This is a genomic window from Ramlibacter tataouinensis, assembly GCF_001580455.1.
Classification (GTDB): domain Bacteria; phylum Pseudomonadota; class Gammaproteobacteria; order Burkholderiales; family Burkholderiaceae_C; genus Ramlibacter; species Ramlibacter tataouinensis_B.
In genome coordinates, this window is sequence record NZ_CP010951.1 from 2,678,917 (window position 1) to 2,704,866 (window position 25,950).

The following is a 25,950-nucleotide window of genomic DNA, read 5'->3' on the forward strand; positions in this document are numbered from 1 at the left end:
CTTCAGTCCAGCGCGTCGACCAGGTCCGGGTCCGGCACTTCGCCGATCGCCTTGCGCGTGATCTTGCCCTGCTCGGTGAGCCAGTCGCAGAAGTCGCGGATCTCGGGCCGCTGGCCGCTGCGCGGCCCGGTGATCAGCCAGTAGGCCATGGGCGAGTCCATGCGCGCGCGCGTCAGCGGCTCGACCAGGTCGCCGTTGGCCAGCGCCTCGGCCACCATCGGCAGGCGCGCCAGCACCACGCCCTGGCCGGTGAGCGCCGCCTGCACCATCTGGTAGGCGTAGTTGAAGTAAAGCCAGCGTTTGGGCTGCAGCTTGGGCAGGCCCTGCTCGCCGAACCAGCGCCGCCAGGTGAGCCACTCCAGGTGCGTGGCATTCGCGTCGCCGGCTTCGATCAGCGCGAAGTGGGCCAGGTCGGCGGCCTTCTTCAGCGGCGTGCCGTTCTTCAGCAGCCAGGGACTGGCCACCGGCGTCAGTTGCTCGCCGAACAGGCGGATCGCGCCGGGTGGCATGGTCGCCGCGGGGCCGTAGCGCAGGGCCAGGTCGATGTCGGCCACCTCGAGGTCCAGCGCGGTGTCGGTGGCATCGATGCGAATGTCGATCTCGGGGTTGTCGCGCTGGAACTGCTCCAGCCGCGGGATCAGCCACATGGAGGCGAAGGAGGCGAAGGTGGTGATCGCCACCGTGCGGCGCCCCGCGCTCTGGCGGATCTGGCGCACCACGCCGTCGATGCGCGGCAGGGCGTTGCTCACGGCGGTCAACAGCAGCGCCCCGGCACTGGTCAGCTCCACCGCGCGCGTGTGGCGCAGGAACAGGCTCACGCCGATCTCGTCTTCCAGCGCCTGGATCTGGCGGCTCACCGCCGACTGGGTCAGGGCCATCTCCTCCGAAGCGGCGCGGAAATTGAGGTGGCGCGCCACCGCCTCGAAGGCGCGCAGGTGGCCGGCCGAGATCGGCCGGGTGCGAAGGTGCGTCTGTGAGTGCTGCATGAGCTCAACGGTCCGTGGATTGATGCGGAACTCGAATCAATAGCCTAGCCGGAATTCATTGGACTGCCAAGGGAGCGGGGTAGATCATTCAATCACGGATTCAATGCCAAACCGGACTGATTGGAGAACGCCATGTTGCACACCGATGTCCTCACCTCTCGTTTCGAAGCGCCCCGGCTGCCGGGCACCTGGAAGCTGCCGGCGGGTCGCGCGCTGACCCTGCAGCCGCGCGAGGCCGGTCGGTTGAAGGTGGCTCATGGTCAGATCTGGGCCACTTATGACGGACCGCACCCCGGCGCGCTCAATGAGATGGGCGACCATGTGGTCGGCACCGGCGAAGAGCTGCAATTGCGGGCCGGCCAGCGGATGGTGATCGAGGCCTGGAACAGTGGAACCCCGGCCTATTTCAGCTGGGACCCGATTCCCGTCCAACGCACGGCGCGCGTGCCGAACTTCGCCGCCGTGCTGCAACCGCTGGCGGACCTGCGCCATGCGCTGCTGCTGGGCGGGGATGGGCTCGGTCGCCTCGTCGGCGGCATCGCGCGGCTCGCCTGGCAATTCGCCGCCGGCAAGGACCGCGAAACGCCGGAAGAGCGGACTTGCCGCCAGCGTGGCGTCATGGGCTGAAGGGCTTGGGAGGGGTGCAGGCTCAAGTTCAACAATGCGTAATCGGTTTCGCTAAGTAGAATCGACCGCATTGCACTTGGGCCCGCCGCCCTTCGGAGACCCGATGACCAAAGCGTTCGCCAGCCAGGCCGACCTCGACGACAAGAAGATCACGTTCGAACAGCTCAGCGCCCACTGCTGGGCCTACACTGCCGAGGGCGACCCCAATTCGGGCGTCATCATCGGCGACAAGTTCATCATGGTGAGCGACGCCACCGCGACCCCCGCGATGGCCAGGGACCTGATCGCGCGCATCCGCAGCGTCAGCGACAAGCCGATCAAGTACGTGCTGCTCACGCACTATCACGCGGTGCGCGTGCTGGGCGCGAGCGCCTTCGCCGCCGAAGGCGCGACCGAGGTCATCGCCAGCCAGGGCACGCTGGACCTGATCGTCGAGCGCGGCCAGCAGGACATGCAGTCGGAGATGGAGCGCTTCCCGCGCCTGTTCCGCAACGCCGAGTCGGTGCCGGGCCTGACCTGGCCGACGCTGGTGATCGGCGGCGGCGAGCCGGCGCGCGGCGAAGTGCCGGGCAAGCTCACGCTGGACCTGGGCGGCGTCAAGGTGCAGGTGTGGCACCCCGGCCCGGGCCACACCCGTGGCGACACCATCGCCTGGATCGAAGAAGAGAAGGTGCTGTTCTCCGGCGACCTGGTCGAATACGAAGCCGGCGTCTACACCGGTGACGCCCACCTGGAGGAATGGCCGGCCACGCTGGAGGCGCTGCGCGCGCTGAAAGCCGAGGCGATCGTGCCCGGCCGCGGCGAGGCGATGAAGGGCCAGGCGGCAGTGAACCAGGCGATAGCCTACACGCAACGCTGGGTCGAGACCCTGTACGCCGCCGCCCGGGAAGCCGCTGCCGCTGGCATGGACCTGAAGGCTTCCATGGCCCACACCCGCAAGTCCATGGACCCCTTGTTCGGCCATGTGTTCATCTATGAGCACTGCCTGCCCTTCGATGTGAGCCGCGCCTACGACGAGGCGCGCGGCATCAAGAACCCGCGCATCTGGACCGCCGAACGCGACAAGGAGATGTGGGCGTCGTTGCAGGCCTGATCGCGGAGCGGGCAGGCCTACAAGGCCTGCAGGAGCTGCAGGCCTGAAGGCCCATCACGCGCCGTAGGCACCATCCGACAGCCCGCACGCATGGCGGATGACAGGACCGCCGGGGACGCCCTCTTAAGCTGGCGCGCTCGCAAGCCTAGGAGCCGTCGATGTCCCGCCAGAAGCCCCGCATCCTGCACCCGCAGCCACCGCCCGATGACGAGGAGCAGGCGCCGGCCGCCGCCGGCGACGCACAGGGCGCGCCCGGCGCCAAGCAGCAGATGGGCGAGGGCAGCTACGAAGGCACGCGCGACTACAACCAGCGCACCGCGGACTACCTGAAGAAGGCGGACGTGGAGGCCGATGCGAAGGCGGCCAAGCCGAAGTCCGATGAGGAGGCGCGCGAGCTGAAGCGCGCCGAGGACGAAGGGCGCTCGCATTCCAAGGGAGAGCATTGAGCACGGCAGCCGGCTAGCCGTCCGGCGGCGCTGCGCCGCAAAGCATGCGCTTGGCATCGATGAGCGGGCGGATAATCGCCCCCAATCGAGAAGGAATGCGCATGACGGTAATCGACGTGGTCATCATGGCAGCGGGCAAGGGCACGCGGATGAAGAGCGCGCGCCCCAAGGTGCTGCACCGCCTGGCCGGCCGACCGCTGCTGGAGCATGTGATGGACACCGCCTTCGCGCTGCATGTGCGGCGGGTGATCCTGGTCACCGGCAACGGCGCCGATGAGGTCGAAGCGGCCTCCGCGCAGTGGCCGCGCCCCGCCGAAGCCGCCGCGCCGCTGTTCGTGCGCCAGGAGCCGCAGCTGGGCACCGGCCACGCCGTGCAGCAGGCCGTGCCGGTGCTGCCGGATGACGGCGTCGCCCTGATCCTCAACGGCGACGTGCCGCTGATCGAAGCGGCGACGCTGGAGCGGCTGGTCGAAGCGTGTGGCGGTGAGCGGCTGGCCCTGCTCACCACCGACATGGCCGACCCCACCGGCTACGGCCGCATCCTGCGCAAGGGCGAGGCCGTGCTGGGCATCGTCGAGCACAAGGATGCCAGCACGCAGCAGCGCGAGATCCGCGAGGTCTACACCGGCTTCATGGCCGCGCCGTCGCGGCTGCTCAAGCTCTGGCTGTCGCGCCTGACGAACGACAACGCCCAGCGCGAGTACTACCTGACCGACGTGGTGGCGCTGGCCGAGAACGACGGCGCCGCCGTGGTCGCGGTCAAGGCCGGCGATCCGGTCGAAGTGGAGGGCGTCAACAGCCCGCTGCAGCTGGCGCAGCTGGAGCGCGCGTTCCAGCGCCGCGAGGCAATGCGGCTGATGGCGCAGGGCGTGCGCCTCGCCGATCCCGCGCGATTCGACGTGCGCGGCACGCTGGAGTGCGGGCAGGACGTCGAGATCGACGTCAACTGCGTGTTCGAAGGCCAGGTGGCGATCGGCGCGGGCGCGCGCATCGGCGCCAACTGCGTGATTGCCAATGCCCGCATCGAGGCGGGCGCGGTGATCCTGCCGTTCACCCACATGGAAGGCGAGAAGAAGGGCGTGCGCATCGGCGCCGAGGCCATCGTCGGCCCATTCGCCCGGCTGCGGCCCGGTGCCGACCTGGGGCCGGAGGTGCATATCGGCAACTTCGTCGAGGTGAAGAACTCCACGCTGGCGCGCGGCGCCAAGGCCAACCACCTGGCCTACCTGGGCGACGCCACGGTGGGCGAACGCGTCAACTACGGCGCCGGCGCCATCACCGCCAACTACGACGGTGCCAACAAGCACCGCACCGTGATTGAGGACGACGTGCACGTCGGCAGCAATGCGGTGCTGGTCGCGCCGGTCACCATCGGCGCCGGCGGCACCGTCGGGGCCGGCTCCACCATCAGCAAGGACGCGGCGCCCGGCGTGCTGTCGGTGGCGCGCGGCAAGCAGGTGGCCATCGCCAACTGGAAGCGGCCGAAAAAGGGCGAGAAGAAGTAAGGGGCCTGTCCGATGCCTACCGCTTAGCGCGCGCGAGCGGGATGCGCGGCTCGAACTTGGCGCGCTTCACCGCGAAGAAGGCCTTGACGTTGCGCACGTTGGCGTCGCTGGTGAACAGGCGCTGCGCCAGCGCGAGATAGCCGGGCATGTCCGGCGCCTGCACGATCAGGATGAAGTCGGGTCCGGGCGAGACGCGGTAGCACTGCTGCACCGCCTCGTCCTGCGCCACGCGGGCCTCGAAGGCTTCCTGCTGCTCCTGCCCCTGGCGCTCCAGCGTGATCTCCACCACCGCCTGCAGGCCGTGGCCGATCACCGGGGCCAGTCGGTCGTTGCTGACGATGGCGACCTGTCGCTCGATGAAGCCGGCCTCGCGCAGGCGCTTGACGCGGCGCAGGCAGGTCGGCGGCGAGATGTGCACCTTGGCCGCCAGGTCCTGGTTGCTCAGCCAGGCATCCGTCTGGAGTTGGTCCAGGATGGCCAAGTCCGTGCCGTCCAAGGCGAAAGATTCTTCCGATTCAGGCGCCACATAGGAATGTTAAGCCATCTATGTCATTAAAGGAAATTTACTTCCTCCAATGATGAAATTTCGACTGCATATTTCGATAGCTCGAGCCTACAGTCCTTCCCAGTTCTGAATTTCCGGGAGTTCCCATGTGTGGCATCGTCGGCGCCGTCTCCACCCGCAACATCGTTCCCATCCTCGTGCAAGGCCTGCAGAGGCTGGAATACCGCGGTTATGACTCCTGCGGCGTGGCGGTCTATGCCGATGGCCTGAAGCGCGCCCGTAGCACCGACCGGGTCGCCAAGCTGCTCAACCAGATCGAACAGGAACATCTGTCGGGCATGACCGGCATCGCCCACACGCGCTGGGCCACGCACGGGGCGCCGGCGGTGCACAACGCCCACCCGCACTTCAGCCACGGGCCGGGCGAGGGCGCGGCGGCGCGCGCCGGGCGCGTGGCCCTGGTGCACAACGGCATCATCGAGAACCACACGGAGCTGCGCCAGGCGCTGCAGGCCAAGGGCTACCGCTTCGACAGCCAGACCGACACCGAGGTGATCTGCCACCTCGTCGACAGCCTGTACGAAGGCGACCTGTTCGATGCGGTGAAGAGCGCCGTCGCGCAGTTGCACGGCGCCTACGCGATCGCGGTGTTCTGCAAGGACGAGCCGCACCGGGTGGTGGGCGCGCGCGCCGGCTCGCCGCTGATCCTGGGCGTGGGACGCGAGGGCGGCGAGAACTTCCTGGCCAGCGACGCGATGGCGCTGGCCGGTGTGACCGACCAGATCGTCTACCTCGAGGAAGGCGACGTGGTGGACGTGCAGCTGGGCAAGTACTGGGTCGTCGACAAGTCGGGCCGCCCGGTGACGCGCGCCGTGAAGACGGTGGTGGCGCACAGCGGCGCCGCCGAACTCGGGCCCTATCGCCACTACATGCAGAAGGAAATCTTCGAGCAGCCGCGGGCCGTGGCCGACACGCTGGAAGGCGTGCAGGCGGTGGTGCCGGAGCTGTTCGGCGACGGCGCCTACCGCATGTTCAAGGAAGTGGATTCCATCCTGATCCTGGCTTGCGGCACCAGCTACTACGCCGGCTGCACCGCCAAGTACTGGCTGGAAGGCATCGCCAAGATCCCGACCCAGGTCGAGATCGCCAGCGAGTACCGCTACCGCGAAACCGTGCCCAGCCCCGGCACGCTGGTGGTGACCATCAGCCAGTCGGGTGAGACCGCCGACACGCTGGCCGCGCTGCGCCATGCGCAAAGCCTGGGCATGACCAAGACGCTGACGGTGTGCAACGTCGCCACTTCCGCCATGGTGCGCGAGTGCAAGCTCGCCTACATCACGCGGGCCGGGGTGGAGATCGGCGTGGCTTCGACCAAGGCCTTCACCACGCAGCTGGCCGGGCTGTTCCTGCTGACGCTGGCGCTGGCGCAGGTCAAGGGCCGGCTCACCGAGGAACAGGAAGCGCAGCACCTGAAAGCGATGCGCCACCTGCCGGCGGCGCTGTCGGCGGTGCTGGCGCTGGAGCCGCAGATCATCAACTGGGCCGAGCATTTCGCCGACAAGGAGCATGCGTTGTTTCTCGGTCGCGGCCTGCACTACCCGATCGCGCTGGAAGGCGCGCTCAAGCTCAAGGAGATCACCTACATCCATGCCGAGGCCTATGCCGCGGGCGAGCTGAAGCACGGCCCGCTGGCGCTGGTCACCAGTGAGATGCCGGTGGTCACCGTGGCGCCGAACGACACCCTGCTGGAAAAACTCAAGAGCAACATGCAGGAAGTGCGCGCCCGCGGCGGCGTGCTCTATGTGCTTGCCGACGCCGATTCACGCATCGAAAGCGAGGACGGCATCCACGTGATCCGCATGCCCGAACACTACGGGCCGCTCAGCCCCATGCTGCACGTGGTGCCGCTGCAGCTGCTGGCGTATCACACGGCCTGCGCGCGCGGCACGGATGTCGACAAGCCGCGCAACCTGGCAAAGAGCGTGACCGTCGAGTGACGGGCCTTGGCCTTGGCGTGGCGCTGCTCGTATAAAGAAAAACCGTCACTGCAAAGAAAAACTGTCAACTGATGGGCTGGATCGCGCCGCCGACTGACGAGCCGATGCAGGGCCTTGCCTTGGCGATGGATGGCCGGGCGCTCAAATCAACTGTGGGGTGGAACATCCATGGCCGGCGCTTCAACACCGCCCTGGCCACCCAAATCAAGGTTGAGGTCGAGTTCGTCGAGCTTCGTTTCCCGCTCCATCCGCGACCACCCAGTTCGCCGATTGCCAAGCAGCAGGCGCTCTGGTTTCGAGTTTTCGACGGCCGCTTTCGCCTCCCGCAGCGACCGCCACAACGAGCACTTTGCAAGCCATGGGCGAGCAGGAGTTCGAGCGAATCATCGCGGGCGCACGGGGGCGATGGAAGCTGCCTGCGGCCACCTATGTTGGCGACCTCGACTTGGACAGCGCCGATGTGCGCGACCGAGCAGCGCAGGCCGTCCGGAATATCGGCCACCGCGCCGGTATCTTTGTCGCCCAGTACACGCACGCAGCTTGGACCGGCCTGGACAACGCAGCGCCGTAGCAGCAGCTGCTGCGGGCCAAGAGTCAGCCGCCGAAAGGTAGGGAGTCTGCAGCTCTGGGCGCGACCATTCCTCGGGAGGCACGCTCCTGTTGGACGCGCCAACTCGGCGGCGAAATGTGGGGTCACCCTGGGCCGACACCAAGTTGAAGGAGTCACTTCGACCAGCACAACGAATTCGTTGGTGTTGGAACACCGAAACCCCTAGGTTCACCGGCAGGTGCATCTCGTCTCTCAGGTGCGCCTTCGTACCGGTCAATGACGGCGATGCTGCTTCTGCTCACGCTTCAGCTCGAAGAGGCCCTCGCCAGCGATCCGGCTACCGGCCCTTCTGCGTATCGGTGATTCGCGCCGAGAGCTTGATGGCGCTGCTCAACGTGCACACCGATCTCCGAATTGCGATAGAGGCCGACTCATGCAAATACGCCGGCCGCAAGCATCTGGCGTGGCACGTCGAGACGTGACTGTGTTGTCAGCCGAGCCTGCGCCCACACCTCTGGAACATTGCGAAGCGAGAAAGGACGGCAGCCAGGGCATAGGCCGGCTGGAGTGCTGGTCGCACGGGGACGACGCGACCCGCACTATCCGCGCAAGCAACAACCAGAAAGACGTTTTCCTTCGGTCGACCGATGCTGTGTGAAAACTCGCCGTGGGATAGCGCAGGAAGAGAGATCGACTTGCCTAGCATCGATGTCTACCTCAATAAATTTAGCCTCGACCTATTCTGGTAGTAGTGAAAAGCCATCTGAGAGAGTGCTCTAAGTGATTGATTATAAATGTGTTTTTTGACTTTGGTGCCCTTTTGTACTACAGTCATTTCGGGCGCGAAAACCCTGCCAGACGATTAGCTCAACCGAAAGGCCAGAGCTTCGACAGCAGAGCTAGGAGCGCCCACACTTAGCTAACACGTTATACTTAAGGAGCTCAACCATGGGAAGACCCAGCAACGCCACGCTGAAAGAACGTGCCCTTGCGGCAGAGCGCGAGAAGCAAAAGGAAAAGGCCGCAAAGTCGGACGGGCCGAGTGTGCAAAAAGAGAAACGGCCGGGCGTACATGAGCCGGCTCGGTCTGTGGCGGTAGTTGATGGAGCGGCCCTTGCCCCGCCTGTTGCTGCCAGCCCCAGTCCGAGGAAATTCCATCAAATGACGGCCGGCGAGATTTTGAACGCGCTGAGCGTCGACAAACTCCTCGGTATTCTTGACGCTGCGCCACGGCGCTGAAAGTCGCCGCTACCCGGACTACCACCGCACTCTGAGGACTTTATAAGTCCTTGATCTGAGTTCAGAAGGTTCGCCCGCAAATCCCAGGGATTTGCTGTGTGTGGTGGCAGATCGAGCTGGTAATCAGGGCGCCGCGCAGTTTTCCTCCGCGGCGCTACTAGAACTGCTTGTCAGCGCTGGTGTTACGACCGTTCGCCTAGCCAGGCATCAGTAAATCAGAAGGCGATTGAAGAGCTTATTTCTGGCGGCATTTCAGTTGAGTTCGCGCGTCCCTACAGTCCCTAGAGCAATCAGTCGGTCGAGCCGTCGTACTGCATGCTAACTTCGGGCTGGTGGCCGACATTGTCGGCGTAGTGCACCGGTGCTTTAGCGGGCGACGACGACGGCTTCAGACCCAAAGCCGCATGCGACGTTTCACTGCCCATGCGGGTTTCGACCATCGGCAGCACGCGCCTGCCGGCAGCGCAGACGTAGTCCACCACCCGCTTCTAAACTTCGAGGGATCGCTCTTCATCCGGACCCCAGGGGCGGCTGTTCGAATTGATTGCCGAACGACCGTGCCTCTTCTGCCCTCTCGATCTCTGGGTAGTCTCAGGAGACGCAAGTGGGCTTATGTTGAACCCAAATCCCCGCAGCTCAGCCGTACTTGCGCCCCACCACCGTCGGGCCGAACTGCAACGCCAGCTGCGACTGCCCAAAGTTGAGGTACGTGTCGACCTTGTCGAACAACGGCCCCAGGGCAATGACCAAGCCTTCGGCGACGGGCGCGCCGTCCTCCAAGTATTCGATCCGGGCGGGGTGGGCCGTCACCGCCAAGCGGGCCTGGCGGTTGAGCAGGCGCGGCCCGGCCAGGACCTCATGCAAGAGCGGCCCCATCTCCGCCACGGCCGTGCGCCGCAGGCCATAGCGCTGCTCCAACAACTGTGTGACGCCCAGCACGATTAGGTCGCGCGGGGTGAATTCCCGCGCCACCCGCGGCGCCGGCCGATCCACGGCGTACGGCGACATCACGCGCAGCAAAGCCTGCAGCTCATCCCGGCTGTAACCCGTGACAGCGCAGACGTCGGCGGCGGTCAGGCGTGGTCCCATCTTCGCATTCAAGCATTTTTGTTGTGGCCCAGGCTAGCTTTTCGGCTATCATCCCAACCCCCCTGTGCAAAAACGTCGCAGTAGTACGACGAATTTGCGTAGCAGGTGGCCGGCGGCCCATCAAGTCGCCGTTTTGGGGGCTTTTAGTCAGTCAGGCTAATTCGCCGATCTGGCTAAAGCTCCGCAGCAGCGCCGCGCAGTTCGACAGGCCAGCACAGGCCCCCGCCGATTTGGGGAGCCCTGATGCATGCGGGCGGAGCCGCTGAAGACAACCTTGCCCGGCAGGTTTTCTGCGGCCGGACAAAAAAAGAAACCACCAGACCGTCGGCGTGGTGGTTTCGCGAGCCCCGCGCGAGCGCAGGTGATTTAGCCAAGCTGAAGTCTGCCACAGAAGGCGACCGGAGCCACTCCGAAGCCGTGCGGGACATTGTCAATTCGCAACAGAACCTTTGCGAAGGAATCCCGCATGCATCGCCCTTTCCCGGCGCGCTCGCGTGAGGTCGCACCTCACCCGCGTCGTCTCCTCTGTTCGATCGGCCGCCGGCGGCCACGCGTCCTGCCGCGCTCTTGCGGAGGCGCAGCATGAGCGCGACCACGAGCGCGCCCCTAGCGGCGCGTGCGCAAACGGGGACGCGCTTCCAGATCTTGTCGCTCTCGGGCGGGGGCTTTCGCGGCCTCTACACCGCCCAGGTGCTTGCTGACCTGGAGGCGGAGCTCGGCGAGCCGATCGCGCGCCACTTCGATTTGGTCGCGGGCACCTCCGTGGGCGGCATCCTGGCGCTTGCGGTCGCGATGGAAATCCCGGCCAAGAAGATCGTCGAGCTCTTCGTCGAGCACGGCGAGGACATCTTCAAGAAGCGCCTGTCCCTGCTGGGCATCTTGCGCTCGTCGTACTCGTCGGGGCCGCTGGCCAAGCTGCTGGAGGCCGAGGACCTGTTCGGGGAGCGCCTGCTGGGTGAATGCCTGCATCCCGTGGTGGTGCCGTCGATCAACTACTCCACGGGCAAACCGGTGCTCTTCAAGACGCCGCACCACGAGAACTTCAAGCGCGATCACACCTACCGCCTCGTGGATGTGGCGCTCGCCACCAGTGCCGCCCCCGCCTACTTCCCGCGCCACACCTTCAACAACAACCAGTACGTCGACGGCGGCCTCTTTGCGAACGCGCCGGGGATACTCGCCAATCACGAGGCCCTGACGTTCTTCGGACGCGCGCAGGAAGACGTCTGGATGCTGTCGGTGGGCACGATGTCGGCGCTCTTCACGGTCGATCCACGCGGCAATCGCGAAGGGGGCACGCTCGACTGGGGCGGTTGGAGCCCGGCGGAGACGCCAAAGCGGCTGTTCGGCTTGGCCATCTCGGTGCAAGAGTCGCTCACCGACTTCATCCTGAAGCATTGCCTGCAAGGCCGCTATCAGCACCTGGACGACGACCTGACCGAGCGCCGCGCCAACGCCGTCGCGCTGGACAAGGCCAATGCGGCGGCGCGTGAAGTGCTGCAAGGCACGGCGGCCGAGCGTTCCAAGTTCGCCATCGGCGACCCGGTCATCCGCAACTTCTTCAACCACCGGCCCCAAGCGGCCCGCTTCCATTACGGCCCGCGCGCGGCCAAGGAGTAAGTCATGCTCAAACTCAACAAGCTGCTGTACTACACCGCCCCCGACCTGGTCTTCAGCGACGAAATAGCGCCCACGGACGACCAGCGCAAGGACTTAGCTGAGGCCAAGAACGCCATCCGGGATCATCTGCGCGAGGGCATTGCCCAGGCCAGCGTGACGGTCCTCGAGATGCCGCGCCGCATCGAGCCGCGGTTCCGCACCCAGGGCTCTTGGTCCTACAACACCTGCGTCCAGCCCTACGCCATGCCGCCACAGGAGATGGACTGGGACTTCGGCGTCTACCTGCCCGTCGAACTGTGGGAAGCGGGCGGCCCGCCGCACAAGATGGCCAAGGCCTACTTCGAGTTGGTGGAGCGCCTCTTGCAGAGTCTTTGCAAGGCCAAGGGCTGGAAGCTCGTGCCCGGGAAAGACACCTGCATCCGGGTGCAGATCGCACCCTGGGCCCACATCGACGTCCCGCTCTATGCGGCGCCGGCGGCGAAGTTCGTGCGCATCCGGGAGCGGGCGCTAGCCAAGTCGGCTACGACCGCCAGCGTTCATGACTCGGCGCGCCTGCTGGAGAGCATCGACTTCGGCGAATACGCCGAACAGGCCTGGGAGGAGCTGGACGAGATCGTGATGGCATGCCGCTCCGGTCAGTGGATAAAGTCGGATCCGGAGATCGTGGCGCGCTGGTTCAACGACAAGGTGCTGCTGCACACCGAGCAGCTGCGCCGGGTCTGCCGCTATGCCAAGGCCTGGCGCGACAAGTGGTGGACCAAGGGCGGCCCCTCCTCCGTGTGTCTCATGATCGCTATCGCGCAGAAATTCGAGCCCAAGAGCGGGCGCGACGACCTGGCGCTGGAGCAGGCGATGCGAACCCTCGCCGGTGCCCTGGCGGGTCCGGTGCGCGAGAGCGTTATCGGCGCCGAAGACTTCAATCGTCTGGATGCGGCCGAGCGCGCCGCGGCCACGCAGCGCGCTTCAGAAACGGCCGAAGCGATGCAGAAAGCCCGCATGCGGCGCGAGGACGACAAGCAGGCGGCGGTACAGCAGTTGCGCGGCGAGCTGGGCGAGCGCGTGCCCATGCGAACCGACCTCGTCGACGCCGACACCGTTGCGGCCCAGGTCCTGGCCGTCGCGCCGGCCAAGGTCGCCGCGCCAGTGGTGCGCGCCACCAGCGCGGGCTGACATGGGGCAAGAAGCCGTCGCCGCCGGACTCCGCGAGCTCGCCGCGCGCGGCTTCTCGGGCATGGGCTACGTGGGCGAGCAGCGGATGTTCCGCGGCACGCTCGCCAGCCCGCGCGGACCGCTTTCGGTGGCCATCCTGATCCAGGACTGGGACTTCCTTGAATACCCAACCATCATCGTCACTGACGGGATGAAGAAATTCCCGCAGTTGCGCCCGCATCTGGATGTGCATGGCGGACTGTGCTACTTCGCCCGGCGCAGCGTCGTCCTGGACCGCTACGACGCCGGCACTGCGGTTGCCCAATGTCTGGAACAGGCACAGGCGGTGCTCGGCAAGATCTTGGATGACCGCAACTACGTCGTTCAGGACATCCAGAACGAATTCCTGGTGCACTGGGACCGCGCCGAGCCGCCGGCGATGCCCTTTTATTTGGTGGGCGTCGCGCCGCAGGCAAGGTCCGCGCGCATCCACTTCGACCAGGCAGGGAACCGCGCCCTTCTGAGCGACAACGCCGCAGAGGCGCAGGCGCTTGCCTCCTGCATGGGATGGGGACAGCTTTCGGAAGCGATGAACCGATGCTGGCTCTTTCGCAGCGACAAGCTCCCGCCGGTGCCCGGTCATTTCCCCGCGACAGTCGAGGAGTTTTTCTCGTGGCTGCGGCAGTGGGACCAGCGGCTGTCCCACGCGATTCAGCACCACTTCGCCACCGATGCCGCCTACGAGTACGAGCGCTTGGTCATGGCAGTTCACATGCCGGCCGGCTGGATCGGCGTGATGTTCGCACCGCGGCCGCCGGGCAAGCTCACCTGCGGGCAGATGAAGGCCTACCTGCACGGACGCGGAGGTTCGACTCCCATTCAAAGGTTGACGGTGACGGACGTCAGCGCCGAGTTCGTGCACAGCCGAAATCTGTCGTTCAAGAATTTGACGGGGAAGCGGATCACCCTGGTGGGATGCGGCGCGATCGGCTCGCAGCTCGCACCGGCCCTTGTACGCCTTGGCGCCGGCCAAGGCCAACAAGGCCTGCTGCGCCTCGTCGACGAGGAAGACCTCATGGCAGAGAACCTCGGGCGCCACTACCTGGGCTACAACCGTCTTGGACAACCGAAGGCCCGCGCGTTGCGCGACGAGATCGAACGCCAGTTTCCGCTTGCGAAATTGGACGATCTGAGCAAGGCGGTGCAAGACCTTCGGCTGGACGTGATGCGCGACGACTTGCTGATCGATGCCACGGGCGACCAGGCAGTCAGCGAATTTCTCAATGGCCAGTGGTTGGATGCCAAGCGACCCCTTCCAGTGCTCTATGTCTGGATCAAGGGCAATGGAGAGTGCGTTCAGTCGCTTTGGTGCGCCGGGCAGGAGGACGCCTGTTTCCATTGCCTGCGGGTCCCAGATGCCGAGGCGTACCGAAAAGACCGGCATCCCGTTCTCAAGCGCGCACCCGAACTCAAGCGCCTCGGCTGCCACGCGTTCACCCCCTACGCGGTTTCGAGCGGCCTGCAGGCAGCGGCGCTGGCCACCGATGTCATCTGCGACTGGCTGCAGGGCCGCATGTCTCCTAGGTTTCGAACGCGAAGCCGGGAGAACGTGGACGTGCACCACGTCGCCTCCATGGATCTGCCTCCCCTCTCAGGATGCCTGGCATGTACGCCCCACTAGCCGTGGCCCATCCTCTTCGAGCCGGCGCCTGGATCCTAGTGGAGGGCAGCGTGCTGACGATGATCGCGCGATACCGGCAGAAGCGCGCCACCACGCCGGAGTCTGGCGGAATCCTCACCGGCCTGCGGCGCGGCGACCATTTGCACATCACAGAGCTCACCTGTCCGGGGCCGGACGATCGGTGCGAGAGGCTGGCCTTTCATCGGTCGCAACGCTTCCATCAACAGAGTGCGCGGCAACGCTGGCAACGCTCGCAGGGTTTAGTCGACTACATGGGAGAGTGGCACACCCACCCACAGCACAAGCCCTTCCCGTCCAGCACCGATCAGCGTGAGTGGCGAGCACTGCTGCGGCATTACGAGCAGCCCCTCGCGTTCCTGATCGCCGGCGTTGGGAACCTGGTGTGGGTGGGTGCAGGGATCCGCGGGCAAGTCGTCGGGCAGACCGCGCCGACCAACATGGCAGGAGACCCACATGGGTAAGGCTTCACGACTCTTCAACGGTCAAGCGGAACAAACGCTCCACGCCAAGGTGACGCCGTCGACAGAGCAGCGGGACTTCCTCCAGCAGCGATGGAACAACCTCGCGGACCACTTGAAAGCACGGCTTGCACAACACGGGTACGGGATCAGCACTTGGCTGCAGGGATCCTACAAATACGGCACACTCATCAAACCCGTAAAGTGGGGTGACCAATACGATGTGGACTTGGGCCTATATTTCGAATGGGAGCCTCAGGCGGGTCAACCGGAACCAGCGCCAGGCCAACTGCGCACATGGGTCCAACGCGAGCTGCATTCTTACAAAGAGAATGCGCCTGAACTGAAAGAGGTTGCCGAGCCCGCGAAGGAGCGTTGCTCCAGGGCCATCTTCACCCGTCGGTTCCACATCGATACGCCGACCTACCATCTTGACCCTCAGTCGGACAAACGACGGCTGGCAACGCTTTCGGGGAAGTGGGAAGACAGCGATCCGAAGGCTCTTTACAAGTGGTTCAAGAAGGTGCAAAGCGGGGCCGAACGCGAGCAGATGCGTCGGCTCATCCGCTATTTGAAGGCTTGGGCCGCCGTCGCGTTCGAAGGCGCGGACGACGCAAGGCCCTCCTCGATCGTGCTGACCGTGCTGACCGCTCAGATCTACGAGTCGATGTGGCTGGAGCGCTTCGGGGGAATTGACGACGAGGACGCCCTCATTCTCGTGGTGAAACGGATGTATGCGCGCTTGACCGAGAGCGCAGAGGTCTGGAACCCCGTGAATCGGAAGGAAAACCTGAATCGGATCTCCGCAGCAGCCTGGCCCGTGTTCATGACGCGCTTGACTGCACTCCTGGACTGCGCCGATGCCGCAGAGGCAGCGCATGACGAGTTCGCTGCGGCGTGCGCTTGGTCGGCTGCATTCTCGTACCTAATGCCGCTACCCGAGACCGACCTCGTCGAGGTCGAACAGGATTCGACACGCATGGCGATCATGCAAGTCCCCGATGTGCGAATCGAGGTTGCCGAGGACGTTGACTTCAAGACATCCGTGAACACACATGAGAACGAGGTTGTCGAGGTGGCAAAGAATCGCTGGCTACGCTTCAGCATTGCCAACCCGCAGTTGGTGCCACCAATGGCTTCGATCGAGTGGACGGTGCGCAATGACGGAGCGGACGCGGAGTCCTTGGGCGATTTGGGGCATACCCAGGGCGGCATCGGGCTGCACCAAGTTGTAGAGCGGACCGCATACGCAGGCAAGCAGTACATGGATCTGGTGATCCGCTTGAATGGCACGGTCTATGCGGCGCGCCGCGTCGCCGTCCACATCCGCGACAACCACCAGCTCGGGCAAAAACGAGCTACGCCGCGTGCCTGGTTGAGCCTCCGAACCCGCAAAGGTCGCCGGCGATGAATGGGCGCGCAGTGGACGACTTAACTCTGGCTGAGACGCAACGAAAGCTGCGAGGAGACGCTCTATCGTTTGCCGCTCAGGTCGATAGGTTCGCCACCGATGTTCTCGCTTCTCAGTGCTCCCAAGGCAACAATCACCGAGTAGTCAAGATGGCTCAAGCGGTGCGCATGCTGCGCACGTTTCAGGCCGTTCTGACTCTCGTAAGAGAGGAACTGAACGACGGCGCGGGCGCATTGTTGCGCGGTCTGCTCGAACAGTACTTTGTCTATCGTGCGATCGAGAATGACCAAGCGATGTTGCAGCGGGCTACGGCGGAAGTGGAGGCTGAAAGCCACAAGGCACTGAAGGCGCTCTTGGACATGGATCCCGTAGCCAGAGCGGAGGAGCTCACGGACGAAGCTCTTTCAGCTGCGCTCAGCAGCCTACAAGGTGGAACGGGCTTCAACGCGTTTGACTGGGCGGCCAAGACCCGAATGCAGGACGCGCATCGCACCCTATATCGTCTCCTGAGTCCCTACGTCCACGGGTCGATTGGAGTCCTGGTCCAGTATGTCCGCCTGAATGAGGCCGGGCAGGCAGATGGGATCTGCTCCAAGATCGCACATCTGGAATCAATCGAGTTCATGCTTTGCGCAGCCAGCATGTTGCTCGAATGCACCGAACGTCTGAACGACGAACCCAATACCGAGTCCCGGCGCGCGATGTTCGGACTGCTGGCATCCGATCAACGAGCACTCTACGGTCGCTATTGGGCGCTGAAGGAGGCCAAGGACTGCGCTACGCGCTAGCCGCCACTGGCGTCTCACTATCGATCGACTGGGACGAGGAGATCGGCACCGGAACTTCCGCAACACCGCCAGAGAGCTGATCGGGCCATTTTTCCAGCGCAACCTCGAAGCAGTCCACCTCTTCACAGTCCCGCGACACTAGCTTCAGTCGAAGCTCACCGTGTGTCGGCGTACTCGTCCAATAGAACCCGTGCAGCACTGTGCTTCGGTTCTGCAGGCGCAACTCGCCCGAACCCTTGGTGACCTTGTTCTCGTTGTTGAAGAGTCGAGTCATTTCGAACACATAGCGCAATCGTGTGTCCAGGTTTCTTGCATCCTGAACAATGCCCTCAAGCTTGGACGTTCCGATGATTGCCCGCGTGAATGACTGAACACTCAAGCTCAAATAGGTCTGCCGAATGACGAACACGATCGGAATCTTCATTTGGATCCCGCTCGTCGCCTTGTAGTCTGATGTAAGTGTCCCGCACCAAACGCCGTGGACCACGGGTCGGTCAATCCAGCGCGCGAGCCACTCGCGCTTCCATGAAGCTTGATGAACTCCCCCGACGATCAGGAGCGAAATGGCCACCGCTGTTGAAAACGCTCTGAAACCATCCCCCAGCCCCACGGTACCTTGTGCAAGCCATATCACTCCCAGGATGACAGCCCCCAGGGCCAGCGTCACATACCAAGAGATTCGGAGGAGCTGTTTCAGTTCAGAAATGGTCAGGGTAAGGTTATGCATGTCGAACAGCTCCTCTCTCGTGGATTCGGCCATTTCTATAGATGACCAATTCGCCGTCTGTCGACAGCAGCGCGACGCAGTCCGTGCACTCATACTTCGACACCAGCAAAGCGGTTAGCTGGCGTGCTCCGAAGGGTATCTGGAGGTCATCAATTCCATTCAGAATCCCCAAATCCGGCGCCAAGTACTGCGAGATGTGGGTCAAGGAACCACTCGCGCATTCGACGAAGTGGAACCCATCATGCCAACTAGACGAACGCGCGGACACTCGAGCGAGAGCGAGGCCGATGTCTTGGACCCCTCTGACAGGCAAAGGTGGACGAGCGAAACAACTTCCAAGCGCAACCGACGGCAACGCAATCGGATCGTCGTATACAACGAACCCTAGCCCGACGAAGTCTGGCGAGCGCTTCGCAAAAACGATTGATGCGATTCCCGCGGCAAGATCGACCCCGATGCTAGTGCGGCTAGTGGTTGCCATTGAGTCCCCCGTCCACAGTATGCCTGCCCCAGCGAAGCATCCTGAGATGCATCCCTTTTCCCGAACTCTACCCGCCTCCGCCCAAGATGCATGCTTGCGTGACTGGCTGCTGTCTTGGGCCCAATCGCTGCAGTCTCCTCTGATTCACTTCATCACGAGCCCTTGAAAGGACTGACGGACGGTTGGCCGCTATGGACACATAGCAAACCTGCCCCCAGAGAACAGCTAGGAACTGGCCGGAAGCGGTCGTAGCTAGCTATCGAAAATCGAGCATTGACATTGACCAGACTTCTGGCGACGGCTGCTTCCGACCAATCGTGATCGCTCGTCGCGCCCGTCGCCCCAATGTCGGGTATCGGCAACCGCCGACAGTGGGAAGCGCCAACCTGACCGACCGTCCCCAGTCTTGAGCGGTCCTTCCTTCGACTTCCGCGATGAGCCAATCCTCCCAAAGCGGATCTGCGTCGGGGAGGCAGTTGACATAAACGCGATCGGCTCAAGACGCGCCGGCTCGCAGCATGTTCACTTCCGTTATCGCTGCCCCCGAACTACAGGAAGGGACGGGTTGCACGGCCGCCGTGCGGCAGTCTGTCAGACCTCCATGTTGTCGATCAGCCGCGTACGCCCGAGCCTCGCCGCACCGAGCGCGATCAGCGGCTCACCGGCTCCCGCGGGCGCCCGGAGGTCGGCTCGGCGCCGAACTGTCATGTAGTCAGGCTGCCAGCCGCGACGACGCAGCACGTCGATCGCCGCTTGCTCGATGTCACCGGTCGTTTCCCCCGCCCGAACCTGTTCTGCCATGCGCGCAAGCGCGAGCGACAGCTGTACTGCCTCCTGTCGTTCGCTTGCGGTCAGATAGCCGTTGCGCGACGACAGCGCCAGCCCGTCGGCGGCGCGCTGCGTTTCGGCGGCCACCATCTCGATCGGCAGCGCGAACTGCCGCACCATCTGCCGCAGCACCATCAACTGCTGATAGTCCTTTTTTCCGAACACCGCCACGTGCGGCTGCACGCACTGGAGCAACTTCATCACGACCGTGCTGACGCCCGTGAAGAACCCCGGGCGAAACTGTCCTTCGAGGATGTCGGCCAGCGCGGCGTCGGGCACGACCTTGAAAGTTTGCGGCTGCGGATACATCTCGCGTTCGTTCGGCGCGAACAGCAGGTCGCAACCGGCGGCCTGCAGTTTCTGCGCGTCGTCCTGCAAGGTGCGTGGATAGGTGTCGAAGTCCTCGTGCGGCAGGAACTGCAGGCGGTTGACGAAGACGCTCGCCACCGTAACGTCGCCTAGCGGCTTGGCCTGGTGCACGAGCGCGATGTGCCCTTCGTGCAGATTTCCCATGGTGGGAACGAACGCTGGCCTGCGAAACGACGACAGGCGCTCCCTGAGTTCGGCAATGGTGTGGACGATATGCATGGTGATCAATAGCAGTGCAATGCGGGATCGGGAAAGCTCACCGTCCTGACGGCGTCCACATAGCGGCTCACGGCGTCTTCGATGCCACTGCTTCCTTGCGTGAAATCGCGAACGAAACGTGGCGGTTGAGCGGGCGTCAGCCCCAGCATGTCGTGCAGCACCAGAACCTGGCCGCTGCAGTCCGGGCCAGCGCCGATGCCGACGACCGGTATGCTCAGCTCGCGGGTGATCGCCGCGGCAACGGCGGAGGGAACCAGTTCCAGCACGAGCATCGCAGCGCCGGCGTCGGCCAGCGCCAGCGCGTGCTCGCGCAGTGTTGCGGCGGCACGTTCGTCGCGGCCCTGGATGCGCCAGCCGCCCAGCGCGTGCACCGACTGTGGCGTCAGCCCGAGGTGGGCACAAACCGGGATGCCCCGCTCGCTCAGGCATCGCACCGTGGCGATCGTCCAGCCGCCGCCCTCCAGCTTCACCATCTGCGCGCCGGCCTGCATCAGTGCCGTGGCGCTGCGCAACGCCTGTTCGGGCGATTCCTGGTAACTGCCGAACGGGAGGTCACTGATCAGCCACGCCGTGCGGTTGCCGCGTGCGACGCAGCGGGTGTGGTAGGCCATTTGCTCGAGCATGACCGGCACCGTGCTGCTTTCGCCTTGCAGCACCATCCCCAGTGAATCGCCCACCAGCAGGCAATCGACGCCGGCTTGGTCGAGCACGCGGGCGAAGGTGCTGTCGTAGCAAGTCAGCATGGTGATCTTTTCGCCGGCCCTGTGCATGTCGCGCAGCCGTGGCAGCGTCACCGGCTTGCGGCCGGAAGATGCGCTCATCGTTCGCTCTTCAGGACTGTTGGGCGGGGACGAAGTCGCGCGTAGCGACTTGCCGGTTCGCTTGATCGACGAACACCAGCTTGGGCTTATGCGCCGCTACCTGTTCCTCATGCACCTGCGCGAACGCCGCGATGATGATGAGGTCGCTGACCGCGGCACGGCGGGCCGCCGAGCCGTTCACGGAAATCATCCCGGAGCCGCGATGTCCCTTGATCGCGTAGGTGACGAAGCGTTCGCCGTTGTCGATGTTCCAGATGTGGATCTGCTCGTTCTCGACGATGCCCGCCGCATCCAGCAGGTTCTCGTCGATCGCGCAGGAGCCCTCATAGTGCAGTTCGCAATGTGTCACTCTGACGCGATGGATCTTGGATTTCAACAGAGTTCGGACCAACGGCTTGCCTCCAGGCGAGAGCGCCGCAATGCTGCGGCGCCGCAATTCTATGTCGGGAAACCGTAAGCATTCCGGCCACTCACTGTAGCGATCGCAACTCCGATTTAGCCTAGAGAATCAGGCAATGACTCCCAAAATCAGAAACGAGACTCCGTCGGATGCAGCGGCAATCGAAGCCGTGACCATTGCCGCATTCCTGACTGCCCCCCACACAAGCCACACGGAGCAGTTCATCGTTGGGGCGTTACGAGATGCCGGGGCGCTCACTATGTCATTGGTTGCAGAACTAGACGGTGTAGTCGTAGGCCATGTCGCGGTATCGTCGGTATCCGTAACGGACGGATCATCCGGTTGGTTTGGTGTGGGTCCACTTTCGGTGCTCCCCAAGCACCAAGGTCGTGGCATAGGTTCCTTGCTGATGCATGAGGCACTGCAACTTCTCCGCGAGAGAGGCGCCGCAGGCTGTGTCGTGCTTGGTGATCCTGCTTACTACAAGCGTTTCGGCTTCAGGACCGAACCAACCCTTCTCCTGCCGAGCGTTCCGCCGGAATACTTCCAAGCGGTAGCTTTCCAGTCAGCGCCACCGTGTGGCACGGTGGCATACCATGAAGCATTCAGTGTGCAGAGCTAACCAGTGAGACAGCCGACGTGTGAGGGGGCGTGATGCTCTTCTCGCCAAAAGTGCGCTCGGCATCATTCGGTAGATCCGACGGTCCCAGACACCGCAATGCTACCCTGCCCCTTAGAGGCACGCGCGCGATACAAGCGCCGGCGGAACCACAGCAGCAGATCGTCGACATAGGTGAAGACCACCGGCACGACCAGCAGGCTCAGTGCCGTGGATGTGAGCAGCCCCCCGATTACGACGATGGCCATGGGCTGGCGGAAGCTCGGCTCGGCACCGAGTCCAAGCGCGTTGGGCAGCATGCCTGCGCCCATCGCTATCGTCGTCATGACGATGGGACGCACGCGCTTGTGGCACGCGTCCACCAGCGCCTCCAGCCTTCCCAGCCCGTGCTCCCGGCGAGCCATGACGGCATACTCCACCAGCAGGATCGAGTTCTTCGTCACGATCCCCATGAGCATCAGCACCCCGATTACCGCGGGCATCGAAAAGGCCTGGTGCGTCATCCACAGTGCCATCAAGGCGCCGCCCAGCGCGAGCGGCAGGGCCGAGAGGATCGTCGCTGGCTGCAGGAAGTCGTGAAACAGCAGCACGAGCACCGCGTAGATGCAGAACACGCCGACGGCCATCGCGATTCCGAAACTCTGGAGCAGCTCGCCCATGCGCTGCAGCTCGCCCGACTCGATCTGCCGCACGCCGGCGGGCAGGTTGCGCAGCGCCGGCAGCCGCAATGCCTCACGCTGCACCTCCCCGATGCTGCGCCCGGCGAGTTCCACGCTCAGTGTGACGTTGCGCGACCGATCCAGGCGCGCAATCTGGGAGGGTCCGCTGCCCAAGGTGATGTCGGCGACGGAAGCGAGGCTCACCGCGCCCTGGCTGCCCTGGGCACGCAATTGGCCGATGGCATCGATGTCGGTCTGCACCGCAGGGTCCATGCGCACGCGAATGGGAATTTGCCGCTCGGGCAGGTTGAGCTTGGGCAGCGCGGTGGAGTAGTCGCCGTAGGTTGCCATGCGCATGGCTTCACCGAGCGCCTCGGAAGTCACACCCAGTGCGGCGGCGCGCTCGTAGTTCGGCCGCACCTGGATCTCAGGGCGTTGCAGCGCTGCCGAGGAGGTGATGTTGCCGATGCCCTTGAGCATGCGCAGCTCGCTTTCGGCCTGGTTGGCAGCACGCGTAAGCGTGTCCGCGTCTTCACCCGCGAGAGTGATCGTCAGCGTCTCGCCGCTGCCGCCGGCGCCAACCGACACGCGGGTCGCCGGCAGCGCGCGCAGCGCCTCGCGGATCCTCGATTCAATTGCAGCCTGCTTCAGGTCGCGCTCGCCTCGGGGCACGAGGTCCACGATGAGCGTCGCGCTGCCCACGTCGGCGGTGGCACTGGCGCCCAGGCCCCTGCCGGTGCTGGCCGTGCCCGCAGAGACGAACACACTGCTGACTCCGGGCACGCGCCTCACCAGTGCGGAAGCCTGTCGACTCACGGCGGCGGTCTCCTGCAGCGTCGCGCCGGGCGGCAGCGTCAGCGTCACGCGCGTCTGCGACATGTCCTGCGCCGGCAGGAAGCCCGTCGGCAGGAAGGGGATCAGCAGCAGTGCCAGAACGAAGAAGGCGGCTGTGGCGAACACCGTCGTCTTGCGACGCGTCAGAGCGGCGCGCACCCAGTTCAGGTAGCGCGTCATAAGTGGGCCGTCTGCCTCTTGATTCAAGTCGGGCTTCTTCAGCTTCAGCAGATGGGCCGCCATCATCGGCGTGAGCAGCCGCGCCACCAGCAAGGACGCCAGGACGGCCACCGACGCGACGATGCCGAACTGGCGGAAGACCAGGCCGGGGATGCCGCCCATGAAGGCGGTCGGCAGGAACACGGCTACGAGAGTGAAGGTGGTCGCGATCACCGCGAGTCCGATCTCGTCGGCGGCTTCCATGGCCGCCTGAAACGGAGTCTTGCCCATGCGCAGGTGGCGCTCGATGTTCTCGATCTCCACGATGGCGTCGTCCACGAGCATGCCAATGACCAACGACAGCGACAGCAGGGTCACGGTGTTGAGCGAGTACCCGAGCAGGTACATGGCCCCGAAGGTAGGGATGACGGACAGCGGCAGCGCAGCGGCCGAGATCAGGGTGGCACGCCGGTCGCGCAGGAACCACCACACCACCAGGATGGCGAGCGCGGCGCCTTCCAGCAGCAAGTGCATCGAGCCTTCATAGTTGTCCTGGATGGGTGTGACGCCGTTGCTCGCTTCGATGATCCGAACATCCGGATGCTGCGCCGAGAAGCGATTGACCGCGGCGCGCACATCCCGGGCTACCTGCACGTCGGAAAAGCCCTTGGACCGGGTGATCTGGAATGCGATCACCGGTTTACCATCTCGATAAGCGAGGCTGGTGCGCTCAGCATGGCGGTCGCTGATGCGGGCGACCTGGTCCAGGCGCACGTAGCGCCCGTCGGCCAACGAGATCGTGATGGCCGCGATTTCCTCCGGTGTGCCCACGGTCGCGATCGTGCGTGTCGCCTGCCGCTGCCGGCCCACCTGGCCTTCGCCGCCGGAGGACTCCGTCTGCACTGACTTCAATCGCGCCGACACTTGTGCTGCCGTAACGCCCAGGCCGGCCATCAGTGTTGGGTCGAGGTCGACGTGCACCTCGCGATCGATGCCGCCCACGCGTGCCACGGAGCCCACGCCCCTGACGGCGCGCATGGCCTTGCCTATCTCGTTGTCGATGAACCACGACAGGTCTTGCTCATCACGCTGCCCGGACTCCACTGTGAAGGTGATGATGGCGGAGCCGCTGACCGTCAGCTTGGACACCGTGGGCGGGCTCATGCTTGCCGGCAGATCTACGCGCGCGCTGTCAATTGCGTTGCGCACTTCGCTCAGCGCCGCCTCGCTGTCCTTCTCCAGCTGGAAGCTCACGGCTATGGCCACGGAACCCTGTGTGATGGTCGTGGTGATGTGATCCAGCAAGGTGAGGGACGCGAGCTTGTCTTCCAGCTTGCGCGCTACCTCGGTCTCGAGCTGCGCAGGAGCGGCGCCCTCCAGGCCCGCGGACACGCTGATGACGGGAAGATCCATGTCCGGCAAGTGTTGAATCTGGAGGCGTTGAAAGCCTATGAGACCCAGAACCGTGAGCAACATGAAGAGCAGGACCGCAGGGACGGGATTGCGGATGGACCAGGAGGAGGCATTCACCTGGAGGTCTCCTTCTCGCTCGCGCCTTGGCCCTTGTCAATGGTGACTTGTACGCCATCTGATAGGAAGGCACCCCCCTTGGCGACAACTCGCGTCGACGCGTCCAGTCCAGCGACCACTTCCACGCGGTCGCCGTGGCGCCGGCCGGTCGTCACGGGGCGACTCGCTGCCTTGCCGTCGCCGCCAACGACGTAGATATAGGAGCGGCCGTCGCGCAGAACGACCGCCGCGTCGGGCAGCGTCAGCGCGCGCAGCTGCTGCAGCTCGATGGTGCCGCTTGCAAACACGCCGGCCTTAGCCGGGCTATCGGGAAGCAGTCTCACGTAGGTAATGCCGCGCCCGGTCGTTGTGCTGAGCGTCGGCGAGACCAGTCGGACCTTGCCGGCCACGGTCTGGCCGCCGGGCAGCACCACCTGCGCCGACTGGCCTTCGCGCACCTGCGCGAGCTGCTTCGCGTCGAGTTCGGCGCGCCACTCGAGCCGGCCCTGCCGAATGAGCCGGTACAGCTCGGTGCCCGAGCTGACGACATTGCCCACGACCCCGGACTTCGAGGCGACGATGCCGGCATCGGGCGCGACGATGCGCGTCTGCCCCAGCTTGAGGGTAGCACTTTGCAGGTCTGCTTGGGCAGAAGCCAGCGAAGCGCGGGCGCTGGCTTCCGTGGTTTTGTACTCATCCAGCTTTTGCGGGGCGATGGCGCCCGCCACGTCCACGGCCAGCGCGCGTTTCAAGTTGCCCGACGCCTGCAGCAGGCTGGCTTCGGCCTGGGCCACCAACGCCTCCTGCTTGGCCACTTCGGCGCGCACGGTATCGTCCGCGAGTTGGGCGAGTAACTGTCCCTTGGCGACCCGCTGGCCCACGTCCACCAGCAGCTGCGCCACGCGAAGGCCGCCGGTTTCCGGGCCCACCGCGATTTCTTCCCAAGCGGCGACGGCACCGTTCGTCTGCAGCTGCAACGGCCAGGTGCGGGCCTCCGGTGTCACGAGTTCGACGGTCAGGGCCGAGACAGGATTCGCGGCCTGCGCGGGGGCGAGTTTTGGCTTCAGTACCAAAGGCAGCAGTATTGCGAGTACCAGCAAGCAGGTTGCCGAGACAACCAGGGGTTTGCGTTGGAATCTCATCCTCTTCATCTCATCTTC

General features: G+C 64.6%; 25 protein-coding genes. 15 read left to right on the forward strand and 10 right to left on the reverse strand.

The window, feature by feature from the left end; translation table 11 throughout:
* Positions 1–2 precede the first annotated feature (2 nt).
* On the reverse strand, positions 3–986 hold the full coding sequence (locus UC35_RS12870; RefSeq protein ID WP_061500281.1) for a LysR substrate-binding domain-containing protein: 984 nt from the start codon (positions 984–986) through the stop codon (positions 3–5).
* Positions 987–1,106: 120 nt separating this feature from the next.
* On the opposite strand from UC35_RS12870, the gene UC35_RS12875 reads away from it, so the two are divergent.
* From UC35_RS12875 to glmU, 4 genes are all read left to right on the forward strand, one after another.
* Complete coding sequence (locus UC35_RS12875; protein WP_061500284.1) at positions 1,107–1,613, forward strand: DUF2917 domain-containing protein; 507 nt, start codon at positions 1,107–1,109, stop codon at positions 1,611–1,613.
* 103 nt (positions 1,614–1,716) lie between these two features.
* Entirely contained in the window at positions 1,717–2,706 is a 990-nt protein-coding gene (locus tag UC35_RS12880; RefSeq protein ID WP_061500286.1) for an MBL fold metallo-hydrolase, read from the forward strand.
* A gap of 158 nt (positions 2,707–2,864) precedes the next feature.
* Entirely contained in the window at positions 2,865–3,152 is a 288-nt protein-coding gene (locus UC35_RS12885) for a hypothetical protein (protein WP_061500290.1), read from the forward strand.
* Positions 3,153–3,247: 95 nt separating this feature from the next.
* Positions 3,248–4,657 carry a bifunctional UDP-N-acetylglucosamine diphosphorylase/glucosamine-1-phosphate N-acetyltransferase GlmU gene (gene glmU, locus UC35_RS12890; protein WP_061500293.1) on the forward strand — a complete coding sequence of 470 codons (1,410 nt, stop codon included), beginning with the start codon at positions 3,248–3,250 and terminating at the stop codon, positions 4,655–4,657.
* A gap of 16 nt (positions 4,658–4,673) precedes the next feature.
* On the opposite strand, the gene UC35_RS12895 is transcribed toward glmU, so the two are convergent.
* On the reverse strand, positions 4,674–5,153 hold the full coding sequence (locus UC35_RS12895; protein ID WP_227820322.1) for an Lrp/AsnC family transcriptional regulator: 480 nt from the start codon (positions 5,151–5,153) through the stop codon (positions 4,674–4,676).
* 155 nt (positions 5,154–5,308) lie between these two features.
* On the opposite strand from UC35_RS12895, the gene glmS reads away from it, so the two are divergent.
* From glmS to UC35_RS23540, 3 genes are all read left to right on the forward strand, one after another.
* Entirely contained in the window at positions 5,309–7,159 is a 1,851-nt protein-coding gene (gene glmS / locus UC35_RS12900) for a glutamine--fructose-6-phosphate transaminase (isomerizing) (RefSeq protein WP_061500301.1), read from the forward strand.
* Positions 7,160–7,517: 358 nt separating this feature from the next.
* Complete coding sequence (locus tag UC35_RS12905) at positions 7,518–7,730, forward strand: hypothetical protein (protein WP_061500303.1); 213 nt, start codon at positions 7,518–7,520, stop codon at positions 7,728–7,730.
* Positions 7,731–8,657: 927 nt separating this feature from the next.
* On the forward strand, positions 8,658–8,948 hold the full coding sequence (locus tag UC35_RS23540) for a hypothetical protein (RefSeq protein WP_145979419.1): 291 nt from the start codon (positions 8,658–8,660) through the stop codon (positions 8,946–8,948).
* 290 nt (positions 8,949–9,238) lie between these two features.
* Here the strand turns inward: UC35_RS23540 and UC35_RS12910 are convergent, their stop codons facing one another.
* Positions 9,239–9,427, reverse strand: a complete 189-nt coding sequence (locus UC35_RS12910) for a hypothetical protein (protein ID WP_145979420.1) — start codon at positions 9,425–9,427, stop codon at positions 9,239–9,241.
* 157 nt (positions 9,428–9,584) lie between these two features.
* The gene (locus UC35_RS12915) at positions 9,585–10,037 is read right to left on the reverse strand and encodes a hypothetical protein (protein WP_061500307.1); all 453 of its coding nucleotides are present in this window, start codon (positions 10,035–10,037) and stop codon (positions 9,585–9,587) included.
* A 243-nt stretch (positions 10,038–10,280) separates the two neighbouring features.
* Here UC35_RS12915 and UC35_RS23545 point away from each other — a divergent pair, with 243 nt between their 5' ends.
* The 7 genes from UC35_RS23545 (at position 10,281) to UC35_RS12945 (ending at position 17,165) form a co-directional block, all read left to right on the forward strand.
* On the forward strand, positions 10,281–10,535 hold the full coding sequence (locus tag UC35_RS23545) for a hypothetical protein (RefSeq protein ID WP_145979421.1): 255 nt from the start codon (positions 10,281–10,283) through the stop codon (positions 10,533–10,535).
* 84 nt (positions 10,536–10,619) lie between these two features.
* Complete coding sequence (locus tag UC35_RS12920; RefSeq protein WP_061500309.1) at positions 10,620–11,657, forward strand: CBASS cGAMP-activated phospholipase; 1,038 nt, start codon at positions 10,620–10,622, stop codon at positions 11,655–11,657.
* A gap of 3 nt (positions 11,658–11,660) precedes the next feature.
* Positions 11,661–12,827 carry a CBASS cGAMP synthase gene (locus UC35_RS23950; RefSeq protein WP_061500311.1) on the forward strand — a complete coding sequence of 389 codons (1,167 nt, stop codon included), beginning with the start codon at positions 11,661–11,663 and terminating at the stop codon, positions 12,825–12,827.
* Position 12,828: 1 nt separating this feature from the next.
* Complete coding sequence (locus UC35_RS12930) at positions 12,829–14,487, forward strand: ThiF family adenylyltransferase (protein ID WP_061500314.1); 1,659 nt, start codon at positions 12,829–12,831, stop codon at positions 14,485–14,487.
* 59 nt (positions 14,488–14,546) lie between these two features.
* Complete coding sequence (locus UC35_RS12935) at positions 14,547–14,969, forward strand: Mov34/MPN/PAD-1 family protein (protein WP_227820561.1); 423 nt, start codon at positions 14,547–14,549, stop codon at positions 14,967–14,969.
* Positions 14,962–16,377: a CBASS cGAMP synthase gene (locus UC35_RS12940; protein ID WP_061500319.1), complete on the forward strand. Its 1,416-nt coding sequence runs from the start codon at positions 14,962–14,964 to the stop codon at positions 16,375–16,377. The genes UC35_RS12935 and UC35_RS12940 overlap by 8 nt, the downstream gene beginning before the upstream one ends.
* A gap of 149 nt (positions 16,378–16,526) precedes the next feature.
* A complete protein-coding gene (locus tag UC35_RS12945; RefSeq protein ID WP_145979423.1) occupies positions 16,527–17,165 on the forward strand; it encodes a DUF5677 domain-containing protein in 639 nt (212 codons plus the stop codon).
* Here UC35_RS12945 and UC35_RS12950 read toward each other — a convergent pair.
* From UC35_RS12950 to panD, 4 genes are all read right to left on the reverse strand, one after another.
* Complete coding sequence (locus tag UC35_RS12950; RefSeq protein WP_061500323.1) at positions 17,155–17,925, reverse strand: hypothetical protein; 771 nt, start codon at positions 17,923–17,925, stop codon at positions 17,155–17,157. The two genes, UC35_RS12945 and UC35_RS12950, sit on opposite strands and share 11 nt — an antisense overlap.
* Before the next feature lie 1,039 nt (positions 17,926–18,964).
* On the reverse strand, positions 18,965–19,789 hold the full coding sequence (panC, locus tag UC35_RS12955; protein WP_061503821.1) for a pantoate--beta-alanine ligase: 825 nt from the start codon (positions 19,787–19,789) through the stop codon (positions 18,965–18,967).
* Between the two features lie 5 nt (positions 19,790–19,794).
* Positions 19,795–20,610: a 3-methyl-2-oxobutanoate hydroxymethyltransferase gene (gene panB / locus UC35_RS12960; protein WP_061500325.1), complete on the reverse strand. Its 816-nt coding sequence runs from the start codon at positions 20,608–20,610 to the stop codon at positions 19,795–19,797.
* 10 nt (positions 20,611–20,620) lie between these two features.
* On the reverse strand, positions 20,621–21,001 hold the full coding sequence (panD, locus tag UC35_RS12965) for an aspartate 1-decarboxylase (protein WP_061500327.1): 381 nt from the start codon (positions 20,999–21,001) through the stop codon (positions 20,621–20,623).
* Positions 21,002–21,125: 124 nt separating this feature from the next.
* Between panD and UC35_RS23065 the strand changes: the two genes are divergently transcribed.
* Positions 21,126–21,632, forward strand: a complete 507-nt coding sequence (locus UC35_RS23065) for a GNAT family N-acetyltransferase (RefSeq protein ID WP_082793111.1) — start codon at positions 21,126–21,128, stop codon at positions 21,630–21,632.
* Between the two features lie 62 nt (positions 21,633–21,694).
* Here UC35_RS23065 and UC35_RS12970 read toward each other — a convergent pair whose 3' ends face one another.
* Both UC35_RS12970 and UC35_RS12975 read right to left on the reverse strand, forming a co-directional pair.
* A complete protein-coding gene (locus tag UC35_RS12970; RefSeq protein ID WP_061500329.1) occupies positions 21,695–24,811 on the reverse strand; it encodes an efflux RND transporter permease subunit in 3,117 nt (1,038 codons plus the stop codon).
* The gene (locus UC35_RS12975; protein ID WP_061500331.1) at positions 24,808–25,932 is read right to left on the reverse strand and encodes an efflux RND transporter periplasmic adaptor subunit; all 1,125 of its coding nucleotides are present in this window, start codon (positions 25,930–25,932) and stop codon (positions 24,808–24,810) included. The genes UC35_RS12970 and UC35_RS12975 overlap by 4 nt, the downstream gene beginning before the upstream one ends.
* Between the last annotated feature and the right edge of the window lie 18 nt (positions 25,933–25,950).